Here is a 24943-nt window from a genome sequence, read left to right as displayed (position 1 = left end):
TCGAACCCCGTACTATGATCTAACGTTCCATTGCATGAGTGAAGTTCGGCATCTTAGAACTGGACAACATATCGACATGGATGACTTGGCTGTCTTGCAGGAAGGCATTTAGCGCGTCATCTGAAACCCAAACCAGAGGCCCGAATACAAAATGTGTTCGGAAGCGGGCAGGAAGTTTCGGCGCGAATATCGGAACCGCGTCACTTCACCGCACCGCCCGTCATTCCCTCGAGAAACCACTTCTGTGCGGCCAGGAATGCTATGAGCAGCGGAGCTACAACCAGCGTTGAGGCGGCCATTAATGTCCCGTAATCGCTGCCAGCTTCCTCGTTCTTGAATGCCATGATGCCGAGCGGCGGCGGCATCAGTGATTGGTCGCGCACCGCGATCAGCGGCCAGAACAGGTCGTTCCAGTGGCCGACCACCGAGAAAATAGAAAAGGCGATGAGGGCCGGCAGCGCGATCGGCAGCATGATCTTCCAGACGATCGCGAGTTCAGAGAGACCGTCAAGGCGAGCGGCGTGCACCACATCGTCGGGAATAGTTTTGAAGAACTGCCGGAACAGGAAGATGCCGAAGGGCGAGACGACATAGGGGAAGACAAGTGCTGCATAGGTGTTGAGGATGCCGAGCTGGTAGCCGAGGATGAATAGCGGCAGCGAGAGAACCTGGTGTGGCAACAGCAGTCCAACCAGCACCATCCCGAAGAGCAGGTCACGGCCGGGAAACCGTAGCTTGGCGAGCGCATAAGCGCATGGGACGCAGATGAGGATCTGCAATACCAAGATCAGAGCGCAGACGATCAAGCCATTGGCCATATAGCGTGGCAGCGGCGCTTCGGTCAGCGCATTGGTATAGTTCTCGACGCCATGGAATTCCGCGGGCCAGAAGGAGAAGGACGCGCGGAAGATCTCGCCTGGCGGCTTGAGCGACAGCGACACCATCCACACGAAGGGCACTAGAACAAGCGCGCCGGAGACGAGCAGCACGGTATGTCGAAGAATGGCCGCGGCCGGCGCCAGGCGAACGGTAGAGTTGCTGCCACTCATTGGTAATGCACCTTTCTGTCCACGACGCGGGCCTGAACGAGCGTAAGGGTCACCACGATGGCGAGAAAAACGACAGCGATCGCAGCACCATATCCGGCGTGCAGATACTCGAAGCTCTCCCGATAGAGCGTGTAGAGCAGCGCTTCGGAGGCGTGGCCGGGGCCGCCCTGGGTCAGCACCTTCACGGTGTCGAAGGACTCGAACGCTCTGACCGCCACGACGATGACAACGAACATAGAGACTGGCCCGAGCATAGGCAAGGTGACGGTGCGCAGCCGGTCGAGCCAAATGTCAGCGCCGTCAACATCGGCAGCATCGTATAGATCCTGCGGGATGCTCTTGAGACCGGCGAGAAACAACACCATGGCGTAGCCGAGGTTCTGCCAGATACCGATGACGGCCAGCACCGGGAGAGCCGTATTCTCATCGCCCAGCCAGTTGGCGGTCGGCAGGCCGATGGCGACAAGCGTCAGGTTGACGAGACCGATCGTGGGATGCAGCAGGGCCTCCCACGCGACCGCCATGGCCGTAAGCGTCGCCATGAAAGGTAGAAAGTGGATGGCGCGATAGAAAGCGCGCAAGCTCCGCCCGCTCTCGATGAGGAGAGCGATCAAAAGACCGAGAACGACTGTGCCTGGCACGATGATCAAAACGTAGGTGATTGTGTTGACCAGCGAGGCCCTGAACCCAGCGTCAGCGAAAACCTCGCCAAAGTTTGCAAAGCCAACGAAGGAAAGAGAACGCGCCCCGAACTGCCAGTCGGTGAGCGCAATGACGAAGACGCCGATACCCGGTAGGAAGAACAGGACGAAGAGAAAGAAGACTGCTGGCCCGGCGAGCGTCCATGCCGCCAGAGCTTCCGTGGAGGCCCGCCTGCGGGCCGGTGAAGCGGTTGGCGATGGGAACGTTCTAACGCCACCGGTCCGGGAGCGCTTATCGGAGACGCTGGAATGAGCAAGAGGTTCGCTCATCGAGCGATCTCTCGGATCGGCGTTACCGATGCCCGGCCGGACTCCACTTCGCGGCGCAAACGCTGCCCATCACGGCCAAAGAGAAGCACGCGATCTGGCCTGACGCCAACATGCAAAGTCTGGCCGGGGGCGATATGAGACGCTCGATCGGCCGGTAGCCTGACGATCAGCGGATCATCGACACCCGCCAAATCGAGATGGACGAAGAGATCGGACCCCATATGCTCAATCGAGAGGACGGAGCCGGTTAACGCACCCTGCCCACCGTGGTCCGCGGGATGCAAAGCCTCCGGACGAATGCCAAGTGTGAGAGGTACGCCGGGCAGCACTTCGGCGTCGATCGCAAGCGTCGACCCGGCCACATCGATTGAGCCGCGTTCGCGCACCACGCAATCCAGCATGTTGATTTTGGGCGAACCGATGAATTCGGCGACGCGCCGGTCGGCAGGATCGGCATAGATGTCCTGCGGGGCAGCGACCTGCAACAACTGGCCATCAAGCATCACTGCCACTCTATCCGACAATGTCATGGCCTCGGCCTGGTCATGCGTAACATAGACGAAAGTGCACCCTAGTCGCTGGTGCAATTCTTTGATCTCGGCGCGCATTTGCACGCGCAGCTTAGCGTCGAGATTGGAGAGCGGCTCGTCCATCAGGAAAACAGCCGGATGCCGCACCATCGCACGCGCGACCGCTACACGCTGGCGCTGGCCCCCGGAGAGCTGCACGGGTTTGCGGGCTAGCAGGTGACCGATTCCGAGGGAATTAGCTGTTCGGGTGACCTCTATATCAACTTCGGCAGCGATCCGCGCGGTGCCTGGCAGGAGACGGCCGAGAAGAGGAAGCCTCTGGATCGCCGAGAGCCTGCGCATCCGAAGTGGCAGCGCCATATTGGAAGCAACTGTCATATGCGGATAGAGCGCGTACGACTGAAACACCATGGCGACGTCTCGCCGCTTCGGGCGCAGTTCATCAACGGTGCGCCCGCCGATGGAAATCGAACCCGCGTCCTGCACCTCGAGCCCCGCCAGAATACGCAACAACGTCGACTTCCCACACCCCGACGGCCCCAACAGCGTCAGGAACTCACCATCTGCTATCGACAGCGAAACACCGCGCAAGACCGACGTGGGCCCGTAATTCTTTCGGATGCTGTCAATGAATAGGGATGCCATGGCCTTGACTTCACATGTCGTGCCCCTTTGCGGAGCACGGGAACGAGATCGCCTATCTCGTTTGGGCGCGTTCACTAGCTGCCCGCATCTTAAGAGACCTGAATTGCTACAGTTGGATGACGTTCATCGAATAGTTTGATGCAGGCTACCGTATTTTGCGATGAACTATAACGTTCCGAGGCAGGAAATGCAGAGCGCGCGTTGGTGGAGATGGCCCGAGAACAGAGCGTCCCTCCGCAGCAAAGAGCATCGTCATTATCCAGAGTTCGGTGCCGAGCATGCACTCACCTCTACGGAACTCGTTTGTTGGGATGCCCGCCAGCTACGCACACGACGAACCAACGCCCGACCAGATCACAGTACCTAAAGGGCGCCTTGGCTTCAGCCCGAATGCGATGACGCTGGCAGTGCCACGTACGCGTGTCGGCCGCCCCACGTAGCGGACGATGTTTGGGTTGACAGAAAATCTTGGTGATTTTTTCGCATAAGTTCAAGTGAGCGAACATACGTCCGATAGCAACAATTCGAAGTTATTACGGTTGCAGTTCAGTGGCTTCCGGCCCGTCGCGGGCGGAGCTACTGCACAACTGGACCGCGTGAGAAGAAGAAGCGGGATCGTCGGGGAAACACTTGCGCCGGGGGGCGAGGCGGCAGCCAGCCTCTTTGCGCCATCTAGCGGGATGCAAACAGTTTGCGTTCCCGTCAGCTACCAGCGCTAGTAGTTGATCCAGATGAGAGAAGCACGTCCCTATTCCTCATAAACGTCGACCGTTCAAACACGCACAAGCACAGAGTGGCATGCACCAAGTTTTGCCTCCGGCGCCGAGGCCTCCATAATACAGTCGAGCGCCGAAGAACTCTCCGAGGCGCTAGGGCTGCCTCAACGAACGTACGCAGCACTTAGGGATAGAGCGGAGCGATCCTCGATTCGGATCACGAGCCAACGGGGGAGCGCGCAGACGGAGAATGGAGAAGAGGAAGTGATGACGAACATTGAACGGTTTCGCGAAAAACGCGAATATTTTGGCCTCGTTGCAGAAACATATGACCGCTCGCGACCGCGATATCACGCCAATGCGATAACGCACCTCGTGGACTGTATAGCCCGAGGCAGATCGCAGTCGAGAGAGGAGTTATATCGCATTGCAGATGTCGGCTGCGGAACGGGAATATTTACGAGGCAGATCGCGAAGCTTGTCGGTCCGCGTGGAGATGTGATCGGAATCGAGCCGACCGTACCGTTGCGGGTTGTGGCCGAAGCTGCTTCGGACGACCCAGGGAACGTTCGTTATATGGATGGAGTGGCGGAAGAGTTGCCACTGGGCGATGCGACCTGCGACCTAGTCACCGCCGCCACATCTGCCAATTGGTTTAATAGGATGCTATTTTACGGCGAAGCAAAGCGAGTATTGAAGTCAGATGGAGTTCTTGGACTCCTTATGAACAAGCGAAGGTATATCGGAAACGAGTTTCTTTCTTCGTACGAGACGTTCCTGGAATCGATTTTGCCGATATATACGCGTGGCACCCTTGGCAACGCGAATGGTGGCTTCAGCCCCGTAAACTATGCGAAAGAACTTGAAGCTCGCCAGGATGTGCATTTCGTCAAATTCATGACTTGGACATGGGAGAGCACGTTATCGGGGGACGAATTTGTGGAATTGGCCGTCACTAATACCGTCGTGCAGCGGGCAATCGAGCGACACGGCGAGGAGAGCGTCCTAAACGAGCTTCGAAATGTTATCAGGGCTCACTTGGGTACCGATGGGTTTCTCATCATCCCTTTTGTCACTGAGTTGACGGTCGCATCATTCCAGTAAGATAACGAACCGTTTTTCCACATTGTCGAGAATGTCGGTCTTAGGAGCGCTATAGGGTGCTGCTATGACAACCTCTTGGTCGCGCCATGTCGTCTTGTGACCGACACATCTGTAGTCGGCCGATGGGCGCGCCTGCGTTCTCAGATCGGAGGATCTTTGGCGCAAGCGCAGATCAGTGATGTGCCGTAGATATTCTTCGGCAAAAGTTGGCTTTCTATCCAAAATGCAGCTCCTAGCAGTCCGTGCAACCAGGTTGCTTTTGGCGCGCCAAACGCAGTCTCACGCTTCATACCCAGCTTCTTCATTAATAAGGCCGGCACATATAAACCGTGAAAGAAGTACCTATAGGATTTGATCGAAAGGCGCGTCCGGAGCGCCAATTTGCGAAGTTCAGTGACATCGTAGCGCAGGAAATGCCGGTAATGTTCATCATAGTTCGACCACAGCTCTTGCCGTGCTGGCACCGTAATGATCAGGGAACACAGAGCCGGAAGGGCACCGAAAATTGCATCGATGAATGTAGCAGGGTGCTCGATGTGCTCAAGCACATCCAAGAGCAGAACCGTGGTCACTCGATCGCGCAGCTCCTTATCGATATCGGCGAAATCAGTCTTCGGAAAGACAAACGGTTTCGCCTCTTCGTGAACCCATGGGTCGCCCAGATCGCAGCCGTACGCGTCGAACCCGGCTTTCCGCAGGACGCTAACGTAATGCCCCCGAGCAGCGCCGATGTCGAGTAGCGTATCGAGGGGACCACAAAACGCGTGGACATAGCTCTTCACAATGGCGGTCCGAGCGCGATGCCAATAGTGTCGCTCATAGCCAGGCGGAAAGTCTTCATCGAACTCAATATCCGAAAACTCGCTGCCGATTTGGCGATGATCGGAGACGCTTGTTTCATCAATCATAGGATACCTGCATCGCGCACAGTTTGCGCTGCAAGGAATAGATCCGCATTAGTAAACCGTAAAGGCGGCGTCCCCTACCACACTTGAGGGGTGAGTTTGAAAGCCCGATTTGGCGTGGGTGTGTTAGTGCGGCCACTGCGGTCGGCGAAAGCTACGAGCTCATTCTTGTAGATGACGGCTCCATTCACGGGGCTTTGGAGACCATGATCTGCCTGATTGCCCTGGGTGGACCTGGTTTAAGACAATAGACCGCGAGACTTTTTTTATCAGCTTCTATCACTACAGTTGGAATTTTCTCTCGAGATGGGCTCTGCGGGCGTTGACTTGATGAGATGTGCGCCGCGAGGACCAAGCGAGTATGTGTGCGTGCGAGATGCGTCGCTGGGCAAGCCTTGTTGCTACGCTGCGGATTCCGAGGAAGTCGCCCCTGCGTACCGAGATAATCTCGCCCCGGGATTCCGACATGATGTCGCCCCTGGGTCGGTGCCGCTGGCGATGGGATTGTTGGCGCTGAGCCGGCTTTCGTCAATCGTCCTGTTGATCTGATCTCTTTGATTGCTGCTGTGCTGTGGGTATGTGGGCAACGCGCAGCGTTGTCCAAGCTTGTCCTCCAGGACAAGCGTCATACCCACAGCCCTTACGGTTCGGCCTTGGACGCGGCTGATCTTTGGGGGCGCTTGCGGCGCAAGGACTCGCCGGCAAGCTCGACGCGCTGGGCGTTGTGGACGAGACGGTCGAGGACGGCATCGGCATAAGTGGGATTGCCGATCACCTCGTGCCATTTATCGACCGGCAACTGGCTGGTGACGATGGTGGAACGGCGAGCGTAGCGCTCTTCGAGAATCTCAAGCAGATCGTGACGTGCCTCTGCGGTGAGCGGCTCAAGTCCCCAATCGTCCAGGATGAGCAGCTGGACGCCGGCTAGGGCGCGGAAGAGGCGACCATAGCGGCCATCGCCGCGGGCCAATTGAAGATCACCGAAGAGCTTCGGTACTCGCTGGTAGAGAACGGAGCGGTCATCGCGGCAGGCCTTGTGGCCCAAGGCCGAGGCGAGCCAGCTTTTGCCGACGCCTGTCGAATCAGCGTCACAATGCCGGGTGTCCGGCATTCGAGGTGCGGATCTTCTATCCGTTCCATCCACGGGCCGGGCAGATGGTGCAGGTCGAGCACCGCAAGCGTTTCGCCGGTGAGGACCATCTGGTCGTGGTTCAGCCCGACGGCACGCTCGCCCTGATCCCGGCATGGATGAGCGAGGAGACAGCACGCTCCCCAGCAGTCACCGGCTCCCCTTGTTTATCTGTCGATAGGCTCATCGAGCTGCGCGTCCGGCTCGATGCGCTTCTAGCCTCGTCTGAAGGGGAATCGGCCCCGCACGAAGGAGGCGATCATGCGACCACGACCGAGCCGGCAGCGAGACCTGTTCGAAGTCGATCAAAAGATGTCGGACATTTCGAACACGCAGAAGCCTCTGCTTGTCAACCTGATCGAGCGCATGCTGGTCGAGGCCCTCGCCGACGACGGCGTCGCGACGCACGCGGCCGGCGACAAGGCAAGGGAGGTCGCTGATGAAGATCACGCCTGAGCACCTCGCCCGTCAGGCCGTCATCTACATCCGTCAGTCGACAGCCGATCAGGTCGCCAACAATCTGGAAAGCAAGCGCCGTCAATATGGACTTGCCGATCGGGCGCGGCAGCTCGGCTGGAGCGATGTCGTCATCATCGACGACGATCTTGGCCGCTCCGGCGGCGGCGTTGCGCGGCCGGGCTTCGAGAAGTTGCTGGCTGCCATCTGCGACGGGCGTGTCGGCGCCGTTGTCTCGATTGAGGCGTCGCGCCTGGCTCGCAACGGCCGTGACTGGCACACATTACTGGAGTTCTGCGGTCTCGTGGGTACGCTGATTGCCGACGAGGACGGCGTCTACGATCCGCGTCATCCCAACGATCGCCTGCTGCTCGGCATGAAGGGTACCATGAGCGAGATGGAGCTGTCGGTGCTGCGACAGCGCTCGCTGGAAGCCTTAAAGCAGAAAGCGCGCCGCGGTGAACTGTTCATGACGGTTGCCATCGGCTACGTGCGGGTCGGCAACAACAGCATCGCGAAGGATCCGGATCGGCGCATTGCGCAAGCCATCACGCTCGTGTTCGCGAAGTTTACCGAGATGCAGTCGGTGCGTCAGGTGCACCTGTGGCTCAGGCACGAGCGCATCCCGTTGCCTGCCGTCACCTACGGTGCGGAAGGGCGCGTGATCGAGTGGAAGCCGCCAGTTTACAACACGGTCCTGCACATCCTGACCAACCCGATCTACGCCGGCGCCTATGCATTCGGACGCACGGGCAGCCGCGTCAGCATCGAGGCCGGCCGCAAGAAGGTCGTTCGCGGCTTCAAGAAGGAACGCAAAGACTGGGAGGTATTGATCTCGAATCACCACGAGGGTTATCTGAGCTGGGTGGATTACGAGAGGAACCTCAGCTTGATCGCGGACAATGCCAATGGCAAGAACCCGATGAGCCGCGGTGCATTACGCCGGGGCGAGGCGCTGCTGGCCGGCCTGCTGCGCTGCGGCCATTGCGGGCGCAAGCTGCATGTCGCCTACTCCGGCAAGGACGGCAACACCGGCCGCTATCACTGCCAAGGCGGCTTCATTAATCACGGTGGCGATCGCTGCATCTCATTCGGCAGCATGCGGATCGATCGCGAAGTCGGCACCGAGGTTATCGAGCGCCTGCAACCGCTCGGAATCGAGGCTGCACTCGCGGCGCAGGCGGTGCGCAGCCGTGCCAGCGAGGACAAACGGCGGCAGGTGGAGCTGGCGCTCGAGCAGGCCCGCTACGAGGTCGGCCGTGCGCGGCGTCAATATGATGCCGTCGATCCCGACAACCGCCTCGTTGCCGCCGAGTTGGAGAAGCGATGGAACGAGCGGCTAGGCATCGTCCGCAATCTGGAGACCGAGCTGGAAGGGCTGACGGCCTCACCCGCGACAGAACTGACGCCGGCCGATCGCGAGCGGCTGATGACGCTCGGCGCCGATCTGCAGCTGGCCTGGACCAGGCCGGGTGTGGCGCCGGAGACCAGGAAGCGGATCGTGCGAACACTGATTGATGAGATCATCGTCCGCGTCGAGGACAACGCGCTCGATCTCGTGATACGCTGGCACGGCGGCGACCACTCCGCGCTCAAGGTCAGGAAGAACCGCACAGGGCAACATCGCTGGAGCGCGGCGGGCGAGACTGTCGATCTGGTGCGTGTACTGGCGCGACAGATGCCGGACAAGGCGATCGCTTCGGTGCTCAATCGCGCCGGCAAGACTACAGGGCGCGGCAACGGCTGGACACAGTCACGCGTATGCAGCCTGCGCAGTCACAATGCGATTGCGACCTACCGAGAGGGCGAGCGACGGGAGCGCGGCGAGGTCACGCTCGACGAGGCCGCTGCAGTCCTGTCCGTCAGCCCGTCCACGGTGCGCCGCCTGATCAAGGATGACCAGCTCGCGGCGAATCAGCTCTGTAAGGGCGCACCGTGGATCATCAAGGCGGCCGATCTGGAACGTGCCGATGTGAAGAGCGCTGCGACCGCCCGGCGTCTGCGGCGTCCGCCGTCTGGCGATCCGCTGCAAAAAGTGCTGGAACTCTAACGACATGAACAGGTGAGCATTATGAAGCGGGCTCGGTTGGACCGGTGATGATCAGATTGTCGTGCGCGTCGATCCAGCTGCCTTCGGCGAGCTTCTGGAAGAGTCCGCGATCGAGGCCACGCGCGGCGCGGTAATCGACGTCTTCAATGGCGGCCTGGTGACGCAGACGGGCATAGCGCAGCCGCCGCAGCAGCTTTCGGTCATAGCGATGGGTGATCTCTCGGTCGAGCAGAAGCCCGAGCCACTCGGCGTGGCTCATGGCCGCGGCCTCGCCCGAGGCTTCGATCTCGGTAAAGGCGCTGGCCATGCCGGCAAGGCCGAGGAGGTCGAGCTGATCGAGCGTGGGATGGGTGAGCATGGGGAGGTCCTTCAGTTGTAGTAGCGCGCGCCGCGGATATTGGGATGAAGGATCGCCGGCTCCTCGGCGGCGCGCTGGCGCGGCGCCTGGCGATCAAGATTGTTGTCGAGGATGGATTTGACCGAACCGTAGGTCCTGGCGCCGATCTCGATCGCCCGTGTGGCCGCGGCTTCAAGGCGCTGGGCACCGAAGGGCCGCGCCAGGCGGACAATGCCGAGGCAGGCTCTGAAGCCTTGTTCGGGATGCGGCCGATATTCCAGGATCAGATCGCACAGGACGGCAGTTGAAGGACCGATCGCCGCCGCCTCGCGTCGGATTCGCGCAACGGTCCAGTCGGCATAACGCCTGTGGCTCGACGGCATGTGCTCGGGGATGGTCGTGTGCTTGCGGTTGCCGCTCATGCGCTGATGCGCGGCGATGCGCTCGCCCTTGAAGAAGATTTCCACCGTCCGCGCGGTGATCCTCGCCTCGACCGGCTGGCGGGCGAAGCGATGCGGCACGGAGTAGAAGTGGTGGTCGATGTCGACATGGTAATCGATGCCGACCCGGCGCGCCCGCCATTCGGCGAAGACATAGGGCTCGGCGGGCAGCGGCCGCAGAAAGGGCCGGTCCAACTCCTCGAGCAGTTGGCGCCGCGTGACTCCGAGCCGGCGGATGGGTCGGACCTCGTTCAGATCATGGAGGAGCTCGGCGATGGCCTGGTTCAACTCGGCGAGGCTGTAGAAAGTACGATGCCGCAGCCGGCCCAGAAGCCAGCGCTCGACGATCAGCACCGCGGCCTCCACTTTGGCCTTGTCCTTTGGCTTTCGCGGCCGTGCCGGGAGAACCGCCATGTCATAGTGGGCCGCCATCTCAGCATAGCTGCGGTTGACCACAGGATCGAAGTGACAGGCCTTGATCACCGCCACCTTGGCATTGTCGGGGACCAGGAGCCTCGGGGCGCCGCCGATCGCCTCGAGCGCGCCGACGTGAGCGGAAAGCCAATCGCAGAGGCCCTGCGTCCAGGCGGCCTTGGCGTAAGTGAAGCTTGAGGCGCCCATCACCGCGACGAAGATTTGCGCCGGCCGGGTCTCGCCCGAAAGCCGATCGACGATCACCGGCACGGTGTCGCCGGCGTAATCCACGAACAGCTTCTCGCCACCCGCATGGCTCTGACGCATCGTGACCGACAGCCGGCCCTCCCAGCTGCGGTAGAGATCGCAGAATCGGCTGATATGTTCACGATTACATATCAGTCGTTATGTTGCGGCCAGATTTATGTTGTCGCTGCTAGAGTGAGCCAAGGATTTCGCCAACCTCCTCGGCTCGCTCCGCAACATAAGAGTGTAACCTTTCGGCCTACAGGGTCTTCAGGAATGCCATCAATGACGGGAGAGAGGGTTGCCGAGGCGGCGGCCTCAGGCTGCTGATGTCGACCCTGGCTAACGCCTCTGCTTTCATCTCCAGGTCGACTTCAGCATAGATGTGCGTGGTGTCTAATGATACGTGGCCCAGCCAAGCCCGGATCGTGTTGATGTCGACGCCGGCGCGCAGCAGGTGCACGGCCGTTGTGTGCCGAATCGTATGTGGGCTCACGCGCTTCGTCGCCAACGTCGGCACCGTTTCGCCTGCCATAGCGGCATATTGCGTCACGAGACGGTATATTCCGAAGCGCGTCAAAGGCTGGTTCGTCCGTCCGAGAAAGACCGCTTCACTTTTGTTCCGGTCGGCTACAAGACGAGTCAACGAAGTTGCCGTCGTTGACCACAATGGACAGATTCTGACCTTGTTTCCCCTGCCGTGAAGTCGCACTGACGGGGACCCACCCAGTTGGAGATTGCCGACCGTCAATTTTGCTGCCTCATCGGCGCGAGCACCGCTGTTGTATAGGGAAAAGCAGCAGGGCGTGGTCGCGTACGCCGAGACTCGTGCGTCTATCAGGTTGGTTTAGCAACGCGTCCATCTCGGCCTTTTCGAGATATCCGATTGCGGTCTTAGCCGTCTTCTTGAATGGCACCGCCCGTATCTCGGAACACCAGGCGAGGTGAACCGGTGAACGCGTGCCGATGAAGCGCGCCAGTGAATGGATGGTCGCCAGCCGTTGGTTGCGGGTCACCTCGCTGCACTGGCGATCGCGCTCCAGGTGGTCCAGGAACTTGCGGACGACCTCCGGCATCAACTCTTCCACGGTCATGCGATCAATGGCGCAGCCTCCCTGCTTGCTGGCAAACGGCAGCAACAATGTCAGCGTGTCGCGGTAGCTGGCTTGGGTGTTGCGGGAAAGATTGCGCTCGGCGACCAGATGTTCCAGCAAACACCGCCGGATCCACGGACCAAGCAGGCTCTTATCCTTCATGGTCGGCCTCGATCGCGTACAGAGCAAAGCGCTCGCTGGCCGCATGGAGGAGATCCGGCGTCATCTGCAAATAGCGCTGGGTTGAACGGATATCGATGTGGCCAAGGTAGGTTGCAAGTTGCGGAAGCAGTTGCTGCACCTCCTGGCCGGAGCGATACCATGCGATCACCCGGTGCACCGCGGCTGTGTGGCGAATATCGTGCAGCCGTGGAGGTCGAGGCTCGCCGACAGGGCAACTGATTCCGGCGGCTCGGCGGACATGCTGAAACCAGGAGATGACCCGCACATAGTGCCACGGTCGACTGCCGCGCGTAGTGAATAATGGAGATTCTTGCCCGCGCGGCAAAGGGAGCCGGCGACGGCGCTCGACGTACTCGACCAGTTCCTGGTTGAGCTTTGGTCCGATTGGCACGAGGCGCGTTTTGAAGAACTTCGTGTCACGGACAGTGATGACCTGATCAGTCAGATCCACGTCTTGCAAGACCAAACGAAGCGCTTCGCCAATGCGCATGCCACTTCCGTACAGCAACAAGAGGAGCGTACGGTACATAGCTGGCACGTGAGGGCTATGCCCAACCGTCAGAATCGAGGTCGCGTCCAATAAGCGGCGCAGTTCTTCCGTGGAATAAACATAGGGCGTTTGTTGCGGCGGCAGCTTTGGAAACGTTGTCGGCAGTGGGGAGGATGCCACGTACCCGCGACTGACGGCGAATCTATAAAGGCCGCTCAAAACCCTATATCGCAGCATCCAGGTGGCACTGAGCGATCCTTTGCCTTGGAGGAACTCGGCTACTGCCTCTGGGGCGACTTCGCCGATATCTCGATTGCCCATCGCTCGGCAGAACCTGCGGAGCAGAACCTCAGCGGACTCGAAACGCGCCCCCAGTGATCGCTGCTTGGCCAGATAGGCGTCGACAACATGGGTCAGCATCATTGGAGGCCTCCCAGGTCGAACGCTCCGACTTCGCGAAGCGCCTGCATGTTCACCTTGGCGTAGATGCTGGTTGACGCCGCGCTGCGATGTCCCAAATGGTCCCCGATCTCCTTTATCGACAGACCTTCGGCCAGAAGCCGGGAGGCGCAAGCGTGGCGCAACGCATGGCCACCGCGATGGGCAGCGTTGATTCCAAGTGCAACAAATCTGCGGTTGGCGACATCATAGATGCTCCCTGCCTTCAGCGGCCGGCGAGGCGCTTGCATGCGGAGGAATACTTCCGCGCACGATGATGACGGCCGCACCGTGTCGATGTAGCGGGCGAGCGCCTCAGCCGCAGAGGAGACCAGCGGGTAGATTTGCGGCTGGCGGCGCTTCAGGCGGAAAAGCCGGAGCATCCCACCGGCCCAGTCGATCTGATCGAGGCGCAATGCCGCCACCTCGCCGCTGCGCATCCCGTAGACCGCAAGCAGCAGCAAGATCGCACGATCACGGATGTCCCGGGAGTTGTCGGTCTCGGCGTCGGCCAACATGCGCTGCACGTCGCACCAACCTGGGGCATACGGCAGCGATTCCTGACGATAGAGCCGAGGCCGGCAAATCGAGGCCGCTAAGCGGTCCGTACACATTCCCCGCTTTGCCGCATAGCGCAGAAATCCCCGCAAGGCAGAGGCTGTGCTGGCCACCGAAACGCGGGACCATCGTCCCGTCGCCTGGGTTACGAAATAGGCGTCAACGTCCGCAGGCTGCAGGTCCCTAAGTTGCCGGTTTGTCTGATCACACCAGCGTAGGAACCTGCCGATCATCCGACTCCATTGCTCCACCGTCGATGGCGTGAAACCGCGCTCATTGCGCATCCATGTCACATACTGGTCGAGTTGGCTCTGGTACTGAAACACGACGGTTGGTTCACGCCACCAACCGAGAAATCGAAGCCAAGGTCGTCCGATGTCGACCACTCTTCGTGCTGCGGTGACAGCCCCCGTCAGGCGCAGGCGCTCGGTCGCGATCCGTTGGAGCGCCTCGATATCGATGCCCTCCGAAGCGTCTGGACCGAGATATGCGGCAATCCGCAACAGCTCGTTCCGCTTGATTCTGAGAGAAGCTGCGGTCGCGCCGGCTTCTGCACAGTGGCGAAGGTACCGGTACCGCTCGTCGGTGAATGGCGCGTCATCACGCTGGGGCACGGTCAAGGGGATGGAATAAATCGTCTGATCCATAGCGAGCCTCCATTGGACAAATGGCTCGCTACCCAGACGTCAAATTATGTTGCGTGAACAATGCCCACAGCGCTCACGCTCCCCGCAATTATCCCTCCTTGCACAACATAAATCTGGCCGCAACATAACGGCTGTAGCGATAGCCGTCTGGATTCTGGGCGATGTACTCCTCCCAGAGGATCGCGAGCGTGACGTGCTTTTTCTTCAGCTCGCGATGGATCACCGCCCAATCGGGCTCGGCGCGATGCCGATAGCCCTGCTTCGTGCCGGCGCGGCCATAGAGCGTCGCCTCCAGGATCGCATCGGTCGCATCATCCGGTAGCGGCCAGGAGAACCCGGCAGCGCCGGCGCGCTCCAACGTCAACCGCACGGTCGAAGGTGCGATCCCAAGGCTCCGTGCGATCGCCTTGTGCGATAACCCCACGCCGAGCTTGAGCCGCAAAATCTCCCGCACCTTCCGCATCGCTACCCTCTCCGCCGGCATGAAGCCCCCTTCCTTTCAGGCAAAAGGAGGCACTCTACGCGCTGCCAGCGGTCCCGCCGGATCCGTCGCCAGGGGGCGACATCATCTCGGAACGGGGGGCGACAATTGATCGGAACAGGGGGGCGAGATTATCTCGGAATGAGGGGCGACATCATTTCGGTTTCAGGGGGCGACTTCCCTCGGAATCACCAGCTACGCCTGATTTCCTGAATCGACCAGCGGATTTCCGGGAGAGCAGATGACGGCTATTATGGCGAGAGCAGGCAGAGCCAGTGAGACATGGCGATGCCAGCCATGCCAGGAGTGGGTTTCGTTGTGATCAAGACGGAGCTCGTCTTTGGTCGTTTGGCTTCACGTCCATCTCTTCGATCGGCGTGCTCTATCAAATCTTAGAGGAGATTACGGCGTTCAGGTCACGTAGAAGTGTCTCGAGGTTTATTTCTAAAGAAATGAGCCTCGCCTACGAAGCTGATAGGACCGGCCTATGTCAAAAGATAACTGCTTTGGCAAAGGGACGTTGCCAGTTTTGCTCGATCTGATTTTGCTGCCACTCTCTGCCGTAACCACCGCGATCCTTTTCGCACGGCTGGTATATTACAGCAATTACGGTCTTCGTCTCAGCTCCGAAGGTTTCTACCTTAACTCCATCGCGAACCCATTCGCCTACGCAATCAACAGTCCGCCGTCGCTCTTTGGCTTTGTCTATCACTGGCCATATCGGTGGGCGGGTGGCGACATCGCAGTGCTCCGCATGGAGAACGTTACGCTCACCATGGCGCTCGGCTGGATTCTCAGCTTTCTTGTGATCCGGCGCCTTTGGACAGTGGGCTGGCCGCATGCGGCGGTACTGTCGGCAGGGATCGCCAGCCTAGCATTAGTTGCCTTTCACCTCTTGTCGGCGCGCACCCCCAATTACAACACACTGGCATATCAATCGCTCTTGATGGTAATGATTGGCTTGCTGTTAGGAGATCGGCCAGGCCGCGACTACCAAGTTATCGGGTGGATCCTGGTCGGCGTTGGCGGTTGGTTCTGCTTCATGGCCAAGCCGACCACCGCTGCGGCCAGTGCCCTCCTCGTTGCGTTCTATGTCGTTGTTTTACGCCGAAAGTGGCTGCTGCCCATGCTCGGCGCAGCCCTCGTCGCTCTCGCTCTGCTGATCGTTACCGCCTATGCGATCGACGGCGGCATCACCGGCCTGGTGACACGTATGATCAACAGTGCTGATTTGGAAGTCCTGTTGGGTGCCCGGCACGAGGTATCTTTCATGTTTCGGATCGATTATCTCGCCATCAATCGCGGGCAACTCACTATCGCTCTGTTAGCGGCGATAGCCCTTCTGCTCAGCATTCTCATAGAGTCTACGCACAAGTTGCTCCCATCGCTTGCTATCGCCGCGGCGTTGATTGTAACAATAGTGATTGCGCTTTTGGGGGTCGATCCGATCAGCGCCGATCCGATCAGCATCGAGCTCTCGACCCTGTTCCTAGTTCCGGTCTTCATATGCCTTGGCGCAACGTTCTATCGTGAGGGATTGGTTCTGCGCTCCCAAACTCCAGCCAGCGTCGTACTAGCGCTCACCTTTTTGATGCTGCCGCACGTGTTCGCGCTGGGCTCCGGTCTCAACTACTGGTTCGCCGGTGCGAAGGTCGCCTTGTTCTGGATGCTCGCAGTCGTCGCCTTCCTGAGTCCTCTTGCGCAACAGGGACGCAGCGTCGTCACCCTACTGCCCCTGACGGTGCTGTCACAGTTGCTTACTGCATCAGTGATCAATGCTGCCATCCTCAGGCCGTGGGGTCAGACGAAAAATCTGAGCGGTTATACCGCTGTCACCCCGATGCCGGGCGGTGCAAAATTGGTGGTTTCGCAATCGTTCCGCGACTATCTCGCCACGGCCAGAACCCAAGCTCGCGCGGCCGGTCTCGAAGTCGGTACCCCGGTGGTCGATCTCTCAGGCAGCTCGCCGGGCCTGCTGTTTGTGCTCGAAGCGCGAGCGCTTGGTCTACCATGGCTGGTCGGGCAATGGGAGAGTAACGCAGCGCATTATGGTCAACCATGGCCGGTCGTGCCATATCCTGGCAGTAACGCAGCCGCGGTGGAAGCGCTCGGACTTGAGAACTGCGCCGATCTGGCGAAAGCGTGGGTACTGATCGAGCCAGAGGGCCCCCACCATCTTGATCAAGCCAGTGTAATGGCCTCCTTTGGAGCCCGCGAGGCGAACTACGTAGCCGTGGCTACGTTCGAAGCCCCCATCAATGACGAGGATGATCCGGATGCTTACAGGCAGTCTTTGCTCAAGCCCGTACGCCCCGCCGCGCTGGCGGAACAATCCTGCCGTGAAGCCAGGCAACAACGGGCGACTAGCGAGAAATGGAGGCCATCGTGAAAGCTGCGACACCGGTGGGTGGTCTCGGAAGCCGAGTAACTGAGGAAACTCATCGTCGGCCCAAACCCACGATCGAGATAGGTGGCAGAGGTCAGGGCAAGAGACCGATTTCGGTGAGATCGGCGAAATCGGCGGGTTCGCGCAAAGACGACCAAGGATTGATGCCTCGGTCATGTTCCCTCGGAGAACGACAGGCGCAACGCGTAATTGCCGATCGGCTCAACCGAAGCGACATAAAATCCAAGCGAAATCGCCAGTTCGACACCATCGATCTGCCGCGGCGCGGCTCGCGCCGCAATGCCTGCGCGCCGAGCCGACGAGTCCCATAGTCGGGGCTAGCTCAGCGCGAGCGCTGTGGAGCCATTGACCAGCTAGGTACATCCTTGATCGCGCGCTTGCGAAAATTTCCTCGAAGTTCTCCACGCCCCGAAGATTACGGTTCATCTAGATGGCGCAGAGACCCGCATCCTCGGCGGAATCGACGTCATGACTTAGCGAAGGTTAGGGTTGATCCGTGAGTAGAAAGTCCTCCGCGGGTTCAATGAAGGCTCACGCTCCTTCGTCGGTGAGGACTATGCCGAGCTTGGCGTGTCCCTGTCGAGGGGACGCTTCGGTTCAGGGTTCACGCGATCCTTTTGACGAGCGCATTGTTTTCCGCCAAGGCCCTGAGTTTGCGTTTCTCGGCGGACTCTCCAAACGGGAAAGGCTCTGCCTCTCAAAACGAAAACTATCAACTACTCTTGGATTCCTCCGCTTATCGAAAGCTCCCTTATTGTCTCAGGAGCTGCGCAATCGTGACTTGCAAATCCTCAAGCTTCTTGCACAGATCTGCAATATGCGATGCGGTTTGTGCGGCACCTTCGCGTCCGATGAAGAAGAAGTGGCCGCCCTCGACATAACGACAAAGGTGGCTCGGGAGCTGCACCGCCAAGTTTCGCAGTTGGTCCCAAGCCCCGGGCGCGGACATCGGATTGGCAGCAGAATATTCGCAGAAAAGCTTCTGGCTGTTCAAGAACCCCCACGTCGCCTGATCGGTGAGTGCGTGCCGCGCGTCACTTGTGCGCGTGGGCGCGATCACGCCTGTGAAGGGATATTCGATATAGGAGAAAGTTCCAAGGTCAGAGATTGTGTCCACCAGGGAGTTGCGTTCAAGGCCTCTTCGCTGGTTGGGCTCCCCCCGCAGCCGGATCGGAGTGTTAACGATGTAGTACGCCGCGTATGAGGCAGCGTCGATGATCTCCGTCCCCCTCCAATTGATGTCGTAGAGAAAGGATTTGTTGCGGACAGAAAGTCCTGCGTCATCATTCCCGGTTTTCCAAAAGCCCTCCGGCGTAAACCGCTCTCCTTCCGGTTTCGCGCGAACCATACAGGGCAATGGCGGAGTTGCTGAGACTGCGATAAACCCGGGAATCTCAAGGCCCAAGCGGCGCGCAGCAATATTGAATGCTCGACAGTGGCGGCCAGCCATGCTCCATCCGACAGGCACAATTGGTCCGTGCAAACCTCGCGTGCGGATAATTTCTGCAATTGTGGCCGCGGCAGCGTTTCCCCAGTCCGTCACTGTCAGATTGGGTAGGCGGCGCCGAAAGGCGCGATGATCGGACGGATAGGAAAGGGCGATGAGGCCCAGGCCGTGCCCTTCTAGCCAACGGTCGAGAAAGTCTTCCGCGCTGCTGCCCGGGTGACCATAAAATACCCTTGCCAGATGCCCGCCCCCAGGAAGACCCACGATAATGGGAGAACCTGGCAAGCCCGCGCGGAAATATGCGATGGCAGGAACGCCGCAAGCTTCTGTTAGAAACTCCGATGGCAGCAGGGCGTCTGGCTCGTGCTGTTTTGAACTAGTGTTCATTATCTCATTTCGTTTTTTGGCGGCGTGGAGGGCGCGTCGTACGCCGGTTCTCGGTTCAACACTAAAGGTCTTCAGCAAAGATCATCAGCCCGTCTCCCCTGCGCGCAAGACCTCGGGAGCGCCGACAGATGAACGTGCACGCGACTTTCGTGTGAAGAACCGTGATCGGCACGCGCCAAGGTAACTCGGGAGTGAGGATTTGCCCCACCGGTTGGGCTTGCGAGACTTGTGCCCCGAGATGAACCGCTCGAAGACGCTTACGCTCTCGGCGTAAAGGTAGTAGTCGGTATACGGCCCGGAACGCTTTAAGATCCTCATCGGGCCAGGCAGAAGTGGATTTGCGGTGGCAGCGGGATCCAGGATAGGTTAGCACGCGAAGCACGCCCGTTTCTCCCAATTCGACCGCGGCCGGTGTACGCTGCGCCGCCTCCAAGCTCGGTACCGAGGGGCTGGATTCCAGTACGACAGCGGGATCCGATCGTGCCGACGTCCACAGTCATTGGCCCCCAGAATACGTACCCAATAGGCATTCCGAAGGAGCGTGATGACAGAAAGGAGCACCACCTCGAGTCCGCGGTTGCGCCGCAAGTCGAGTTGCCACGTTACACTTGTCAAGATTTGCCCTCGAATTCGTCGCGATGGTTTCCCGCCGCGGCCTTACTGGATATCCTGCTCGTCAAGCTTGTTGCCGCGTTTATCGATAGGGTTGCCTTGGTCGTCGATCGGGTTGCCGCTCTCGTCCATGCCCACGCCGTCCGGATAGTGAGGACGATCCAGCGCCCTAAGGAAGAAGTCCCTGCTGGGAAGATCTTTGATGCGTCTTTCGAGACGAGGATAGGAGGCTTCATTGCCGCTCGGCGGGACATCCTGAGGAGTGCGAGACTCGACGCCCCTGATGGTGTTGGCTTTGATGGCCTCAAAGGCGTTCCTTTGCCACAGGTCATAAGCCTTTATCGGAATGTCCGCCGGCTTGTCGGCGTCGACCACAAAAGCCGAAGACATCTTGATACGGTAAGCAGTGGAGATGCCGTCATATTGGCCGGTCTTCTCGTTATACATGCCATCGGCATTGCGGCGCAGGGCAAAGTAGAGCGCCACATGATCCTCATGGTACACGGTGTCTTGCCCGCCGGCATTTCCCCAGAAAGTGGCCTCGGCATAAAGATCACGCCAACTGCGGTAGCCGCCGATCAGACCTGTGCCCCTTAGGCCATCGGCGTCGATATTCAGGCGGATCCTACCTTTCGTGAAATTGGCGTCGCCGGTCTGATTATAGTTCCATGCAATGCGTGGGGTGTGCAGATGCTCCACCTGTTCCGTCTCCACCACCCCGTTTTTGATCTTGGCTTTCAGCTTGGTGTACTGATCTGATTTCAGAATACGATAGGAATAATCCGCCGCGATGCCCCCACGAGCGTCTTTCACAATCTTGTCGGGCGAATAGCCGATCTCGACCGTGGCGTCCGTGTCATTCATGGGGCCCTGGTTGCCGGAGATGCGCAAAACCATGGTAAAGAGGCCGAACTGCATCTTATCGCTGACCCGCAGATCGAACGTCGCGTCGCCGTTGCCGCGCCACGGCGCATCGCAGCCCCAGGCGCGGTAGAGAGCGTTGTCGATACCCTTCTCGCCATCCGGACTGACAAAATCATTAGGCCCAATCTGGCCGTCCAGATTAAAGCCATCGGCGATGCGGCTGGTTACCTCCGGCTGCCCCGGGTCGTCGGCGGCCCATGGATTAACGTAAGTTTCGATGCCGCGCTTGTAGCCCCGATAAGAAATGGCGCGGCCCAAAATGTCTTGCCTCACCTGCCCCGGCTCCCGAACCTGGTCCAGCCCAGGGGGCGCGATGACCCATTCGATCTCCTGCGGCGAGCGCCATTTCTGGCGTGCTAGCGTGATCCTGGTCTGGTCAGGATTGGCGAAATGAATGGTGCTGCCATGCGGACAGTCCACGCCCGGTGCGATTTCCGCGCCGCGTGTGAAACCGGGGCGACCGCCATAGCGGAAGGCATATCCATAAGCGCTCACCACAAAGCCGCGGGTCCAGGGATCCGCCTTGGCGGATGAGGCGGTGCTGCCGATCAGCGCCACGACCGCCGGACAAATGATGAGACGTTTTTTCAGTACCATGACGTACTCCTTCCAACGGTTCACTTTAGGAAACGACGACTGTTCCAACCATCCCCATCGCTTCGTGAAATTTGCAGACATATTTGTACGTGCCCTTCACCGTGAAGGTGTGGCTGAAGGTAGCGCTCTCCTCCATGTTGCCGGAATCGAACGGCGCCACGCCCACCGGCAATACGACATTGGAAGCCGTGTCCGCCTGGGCGGGATCGAAGGTGACCGAATGTGTGATGACGCCGGGGTTGGTCCACTTCACGGTGTCTCCCACGCTGATATTTACGGTCGTGGGCACGAACACTCCCCTGGGACTGTTTTTCATGGAGACCTCGACGGTCTTACCTTGGGCCAGCGCGGGCGAGGCGACGCTGACACCGACGCTTGCGGCCATCTCCATAAAGGCGCGGCGGTGAATTTTCATGAGAAATTCCTTGCCGCCTATTCCGGCGGAGATACTTGGTTGATCAAGAGGTCAGATACCGCTCTGGCTTCAAAAGCCAGGGGGTCGGCGTCGTCCATCTGCCCCTTGTGAAGCACGATGTCGGCGCTCACCTCGAAATCGGTGATGCTCTTGGGGTCATCGGAAATGAATGCTGTGCCCGCGAAAGGACTCCAAGTCTTCCAAGCCGAGGAGCCGCTGGTCTTGTAGCGCCAGGCGGGCCGGAAGTATTCCATACGGAAGCTGTAGCGCAGGCCGGCAGGATCGCGCTTTGGCACCGGTGCCGTGTCGCCTTTGGTGCGGGATTCAACAAGTGTGAACCAGCTGGCCTTTTGCTCCATAGTCAGCTCCGCAGCGCGATAAGCGAGATACTTCTCGATGTCGCTGCGGCTGGTGAATTTTTGGCCGGCGACCACCAGGTGAATCTGATCGGCGCTCTTGTTCTGTTTTGTGAAAACCCGCGGCTTGGCCGGCGGCACCATGGGAAGGTTGTCGGAGGCTTCCGCGGATTGCGCGGGAGACGGGGCGCCGGCGGCCGGCGGCTGTTCCGCCGCAAAACTGATTCCCGCCGAAGCGCAAAGCGCTGCGAGCGCAAACCCAATACCAAGACGGCGTTTCATTCTTGCCTGCCTGCTCTTTTTCATTTCCTCAGAAATAGAAGCCGATCGATACCGCCCATACAATGGCGGTAGCGACGACGGCGCCGATCGCAAGTCTCCACAACGGCGCTATCTTCATCTCGGTATCGCCGACATCGCCGCGGCGCTTCCCGGAGATCATGGGCCCGATGAGATTCTTGCGCTTGTAGATGAAGTAGAAGATCACGGCCGCCAAATGCAGCGCGATCACCCACAGAAGAATGGTGAACCAATAATAGTGGAGATGCGCGAGATGGCGGCCCTGCTTGAACGTCACGTAACCAGACAAGGGTCCCGAGTGGAGCCCGTCAACATCGACCGCAAATAAGCCAAGAATCACTACGGCCAGGACCAGCCCCATCATGAGGACAATGCTAATCGCGCCCAGCGCGTTGTGGCCATGGGTGTGGGGCGTATCGCGCCGATGCAGCGTGCTGGCATAGTCGAGGATGGCCTTCGGACCGCGCACAAAATTGACAAACCGCGCGGTCGAAGAGCCGACCAACCCCCAATAAAGACGCATCAGCACGATCCAAAGGATCGCATAGCCGCTATAGAGATGATATTCGAGTTCATTGTGAAGGCCGGTCCACCAGCAAATCCCGATCCCGATCACCAGCGACCAGTGCATGATACGCACTGGCAGGTCCCACACTCTCAATTCCGCTGTGCCGGCCAGGGCCGCGTCCATGCGGCTCTCAGTTGAAGTCATGGAGCGCTCTAGTTTTCGTCTTCTTTTTCGGAATCGGGAGAACGATAGCCGTCATGGCAGGCCTTGCAGGCCTTGCCCATCGCTTCCACCTGCGCCTTAAGTGCATTCGCGTCCTTGCTGAGCGCAACCTGATTCAGCTTCGCAGCCTCGACCTGCGCTAATTTGCCCAACGTTACGAAATCATCATTGTTCTGCCAGATCGCCGGCAGCGCATAGGTCTTGACTCCGGACTCTGGGCCGCTGCCCCTGGGAAACCAGTTTAGCAGGTAGCCGCTGCGATCCTTGATCGTCTGAGCATTGGGCACGACCGTATTGTCCCAATCGATCCTTCGCTTCTTGAGCTCGTCGTTGATCGCCTTTAGGGCGCCTCCCATGTCGCGCAACTTGTCCTGACGGGACTTGATTTGCGCGACCTCTGCCGGACCGGCGACGCTCTCCAAGACAACAAGACCGAATGCTATACACGCCGCTGCGGCAACATAGCGAAAGCCCAACGCAGACATATGAAACCAACTCCCGACTAACACAGCGATCTTGATCGCCATCGATTTAACGGACGCCCTTACGCCAGCAAATCCGTATATGGCTGTCTCACCTCCATTGAGCCCTTGCCCCAGACGTCGAGTGACACGCCCATCGCATTCTGGATCGTCAGGCCGACGCGCGACACCGGACTGCCGTCGCCAGGCACATGACAGCCAGTCTTCATGCGGCCACTGGCGCTACCGGCCACAAAGATCGGAAGACCATCCACGGCATGGATCTTGGCAAAGCTCTGGTCGGTAAAGGCGAAGACCAGGCTATGATCGAGGACGGTGCCGTCGCCTTCGGGCACGGCGTCCAGCTCCTTCAAGAGCATGGCGAACAGCTCCATCGAGTCCACATTGTACTGCGCGACCCGCGGCTGATAACCGAGGACCGGATCGATAGGCTCTTCATGTGTGGTGTTGTGGTAGGCCAACGAGTCGCCCGGCATGAAGATCTGCGACGTGGGCTCCGAGACGCTGAGATTGAACACCCGGGTTTGGTCGGTGGCGAGAGCCAGCGCCCCCAACTGCGCCATCAACGGTGTTGCCTTGCGGAGATTAGGGAGTGCATTGTTGCACACCATCTCGGCGGGCGCCGGGGGAATGGTGACGTTGGCCTGGATTTCGGGACGCTGCAGTTCCGCGGCCAGCCGCAGTTCAGCTTCGCGCACCGAGGTGAAATATTGATCCATGCGTGCGCGATCGGCGGGACCGAGGTTCTGCATGACGCGCTTGCGGTTGTCGGCCACCGCCGACAGCACGCTTTGTTGGATCAACGTCTGGGGATCCGGTTTCCAGTCGCCTTTGGTAGGGTCCTGGAAGCCTGGCCCGAACAGGCGGGTGTAGAGCGCTAGCGGCGAAGCTTCCGCCGGAATTGTGTTAGCCCCCCCTAGACTCGACAAACTTTGCTTCGGGTCGCCAGCGCAGGACGCCGAAATCGATTTGAACCGGGTACCGCGCGAGATAACATCGGCGATCTGCTGGTCGATGGTCTTGGAATCGAACTCGTTCACCTTGGCGGGCGAAATGCCGGTGGCAGCGGCCGCTGCGCCCGACCAATGCTGGTGGTTGGGGTTATCATCAAGCGGGACACGCAACCCACTGAAGACGTTCAGCTTAGCGCGATAGGCCTCCAGCGGTTTCAACTGGGACGTCATCTCCCAGTCCTTCCCGCCCGTCTTGGGAATCCACAATTGCGAGGTCAGGCCCAGGCCGAAAAAGAAGGTGTTGAAGCGCGTGGGAAGCGGCTTTCCCGTCGCGGCCAGCGCTTCGCCCTTACTGTCCAAGAAACAGTCAAGGAACGGCAGGCCCATGACGGCTAGAGCGCCCTGGCACGTACCCCGGAGCAGGGATCTGCGATCGATCTTCATGAGGGG

At 59.5% G+C, this 24943-nt stretch carries 19 protein-coding genes and 6 pseudogenes; 5 read left to right on the top strand and 20 right to left on the bottom strand.

Features of this window, described 5'->3' with window-relative positions; translation table 11 throughout:
• Window positions 1-200: 200 nt before the first annotated feature.
• Genes F758_RS0122605 through F758_RS0122595 form a run of 3 tightly spaced genes read right to left on the bottom strand, consistent with a single transcriptional unit; the run spans window position 201 to window position 3195 of the window.
• On the bottom strand, window positions 201-1049 hold the full coding sequence (locus F758_RS0122605) for a carbohydrate ABC transporter permease (protein ID WP_024510006.1): 849 nt from the start codon (window positions 1047-1049) through the stop codon (window positions 201-203).
• Window positions 1046-2020 carry a carbohydrate ABC transporter permease gene (locus F758_RS0122600; protein ID WP_024510005.1) on the bottom strand — a complete coding sequence of 325 codons (975 nt, stop codon included), beginning with the start codon at window positions 2018-2020 and terminating at the stop codon, window positions 1046-1048. Before F758_RS0122600 ends, F758_RS0122605 begins: the two co-directional genes overlap by 4 nt.
• Window positions 2017-3195, bottom strand: a complete 1179-nt coding sequence (locus F758_RS0122595) for an ABC transporter ATP-binding protein (RefSeq protein WP_024510004.1) — start codon at window positions 3193-3195, stop codon at window positions 2017-2019. The genes F758_RS0122600 and F758_RS0122595 overlap by 4 nt, the downstream gene beginning before the upstream one ends.
• Before the next feature lie 983 nt (window positions 3196-4178).
• Here F758_RS0122595 and F758_RS0122590 point away from each other — a divergent pair.
• Window positions 4179-5015: a class I SAM-dependent methyltransferase gene (locus F758_RS0122590; protein WP_084305585.1), complete on the top strand. Its 837-nt coding sequence runs from the start codon at window positions 4179-4181 to the stop codon at window positions 5013-5015.
• Window positions 5016-5155: 140 nt separating this feature from the next.
• Here the strand turns inward: F758_RS0122590 and F758_RS0122585 are convergent, their stop codons facing one another.
• Window positions 5156-5923 (bottom strand): class I SAM-dependent methyltransferase, encoded by a 768-nt coding sequence (locus F758_RS0122585; protein WP_024510002.1) that lies wholly within the window; start codon window positions 5921-5923, stop codon window positions 5156-5158.
• Between the two features lie 637 nt (window positions 5924-6560).
• Window positions 6561-6998, bottom strand: a pseudogene (locus tag F758_RS44360) (ATP-binding protein); the annotation flags it as partial.
• Between the two features lie 38 nt (window positions 6999-7036).
• Here F758_RS44360 and F758_RS53330 point away from each other — a divergent pair.
• The 3 genes and pseudogenes from F758_RS53330 to F758_RS0122570 form a co-directional block, all read left to right on the top strand.
• Window positions 7037-7249: pseudogene (locus tag F758_RS53330) on the top strand (DUF5372 family protein); the annotation flags it as partial.
• 61 nt (window positions 7250-7310) lie between these two features.
• Entirely contained in the window at window positions 7311-7505 is a 195-nt protein-coding gene (locus F758_RS0122575) for a hypothetical protein (protein ID WP_024510001.1), read from the top strand.
• Entirely contained in the window at window positions 7489-9555 is a 2067-nt protein-coding gene (locus tag F758_RS0122570) for a recombinase family protein (RefSeq protein ID WP_245286554.1), read from the top strand. Before F758_RS0122575 ends, F758_RS0122570 begins: the two co-directional genes overlap by 17 nt.
• Before the next feature lie 34 nt (window positions 9556-9589).
• Here F758_RS0122570 and F758_RS0122565 read toward each other — a convergent pair.
• From F758_RS0122565 to F758_RS49750, 8 genes and pseudogenes are all read right to left on the bottom strand, one after another.
• Window positions 9590-9913 (bottom strand): annotated as a pseudogene (locus F758_RS0122565) (ATP-binding protein); the annotation flags it as partial.
• 11 nt (window positions 9914-9924) lie between these two features.
• Window positions 9925-11124, bottom strand: a pseudogene (istA, locus tag F758_RS0122560) (IS21 family transposase); the annotation flags it as partial.
• A gap of 127 nt (window positions 11125-11251) precedes the next feature.
• Complete coding sequence (locus F758_RS50910) at window positions 11252-11743, bottom strand: tyrosine-type recombinase/integrase (RefSeq protein WP_198026542.1); 492 nt, start codon at window positions 11741-11743, stop codon at window positions 11252-11254.
• Between the two features lie 10 nt (window positions 11744-11753).
• Entirely contained in the window at window positions 11754-12248 is a 495-nt protein-coding gene (locus tag F758_RS50905; RefSeq protein ID WP_198026541.1) for a tyrosine-type recombinase/integrase, read from the bottom strand.
• On the bottom strand, window positions 12238-13182 hold the full coding sequence (locus F758_RS0122550; RefSeq protein ID WP_024509997.1) for a tyrosine-type recombinase/integrase: 945 nt from the start codon (window positions 13180-13182) through the stop codon (window positions 12238-12240). Before F758_RS0122550 ends, F758_RS50905 begins: the two co-directional genes overlap by 11 nt.
• Window positions 13179-14369: a tyrosine-type recombinase/integrase gene (locus F758_RS0122545; protein WP_245286558.1), complete on the bottom strand. Its 1191-nt coding sequence runs from the start codon at window positions 14367-14369 to the stop codon at window positions 13179-13181. The genes F758_RS0122550 and F758_RS0122545 overlap by 4 nt, the downstream gene beginning before the upstream one ends.
• Before the next feature lie 157 nt (window positions 14370-14526).
• Window positions 14527-14865, bottom strand: a pseudogene (locus tag F758_RS0122540) (sigma factor-like helix-turn-helix DNA-binding protein); the annotation flags it as partial.
• A 213-nt stretch (window positions 14866-15078) separates the two neighbouring features.
• Window positions 15079-15234, bottom strand: a pseudogene (locus F758_RS49750) (IS701 family transposase); the annotation flags it as partial.
• Window positions 15235-15370: 136 nt separating this feature from the next.
• Between F758_RS49750 and F758_RS0122535 the strand changes: the two are divergent.
• Complete coding sequence (locus F758_RS0122535) at window positions 15371-17272, top strand: hypothetical protein (RefSeq protein WP_035722765.1); 1902 nt, start codon at window positions 15371-15373, stop codon at window positions 17270-17272.
• Between the two features lie 769 nt (window positions 17273-18041).
• On the opposite strand, the gene F758_RS49745 is transcribed toward F758_RS0122535, so the two are convergent.
• From F758_RS49745 to F758_RS0122500, 7 genes are all read right to left on the bottom strand, one after another.
• Window positions 18042-19202 (bottom strand): hypothetical protein, encoded by a 1161-nt coding sequence (locus tag F758_RS49745; RefSeq protein WP_157450111.1) that lies wholly within the window; start codon window positions 19200-19202, stop codon window positions 18042-18044.
• A gap of 579 nt (window positions 19203-19781) precedes the next feature.
• Window positions 19782-21257, bottom strand: coding sequence for a hypothetical protein (locus tag F758_RS0122525; protein ID WP_024509992.1), 1476 nt, complete (start codon window positions 21255-21257; stop codon window positions 19782-19784).
• Between the two features lie 25 nt (window positions 21258-21282).
• Window positions 21283-21672 carry a cupredoxin domain-containing protein gene (locus tag F758_RS44350; protein ID WP_024509991.1) on the bottom strand — a complete coding sequence of 130 codons (390 nt, stop codon included), beginning with the start codon at window positions 21670-21672 and terminating at the stop codon, window positions 21283-21285.
• Window positions 21673-21689: 17 nt separating this feature from the next.
• Window positions 21690-22373 carry a CC0125/CC1285 family lipoprotein gene (locus tag F758_RS0122515; protein WP_157450110.1) on the bottom strand — a complete coding sequence of 228 codons (684 nt, stop codon included), beginning with the start codon at window positions 22371-22373 and terminating at the stop codon, window positions 21690-21692.
• Window positions 22339-23040, bottom strand: coding sequence for a cytochrome b/b6 domain-containing protein (locus F758_RS0122510; protein WP_084305581.1), 702 nt, complete (start codon window positions 23038-23040; stop codon window positions 22339-22341). Before F758_RS0122510 ends, F758_RS0122515 begins: the two co-directional genes overlap by 35 nt.
• Before the next feature lie 8 nt (window positions 23041-23048).
• Entirely contained in the window at window positions 23049-23585 is a 537-nt protein-coding gene (locus F758_RS44345) for a c-type cytochrome (protein WP_024509988.1), read from the bottom strand.
• Window positions 23586-23602: 17 nt separating this feature from the next.
• The gene (locus F758_RS0122500; protein ID WP_024509987.1) at window positions 23603-24937 is read right to left on the bottom strand and encodes a DUF1552 domain-containing protein; all 1335 of its coding nucleotides are present in this window, start codon (window positions 24935-24937) and stop codon (window positions 23603-23605) included.
• Window positions 24938-24943: the final 6 nt, after the last annotated feature.

Source organism: Bradyrhizobium sp. ARR65 (assembly GCF_000472385.1).
Classification (GTDB): Bacteria; Pseudomonadota; Alphaproteobacteria; order Rhizobiales; family Xanthobacteraceae; genus Bradyrhizobium.
Note: the sequence above shows the minus strand (reverse complement) of the source record. Positions and strands in the feature narration are given on the sequence as shown.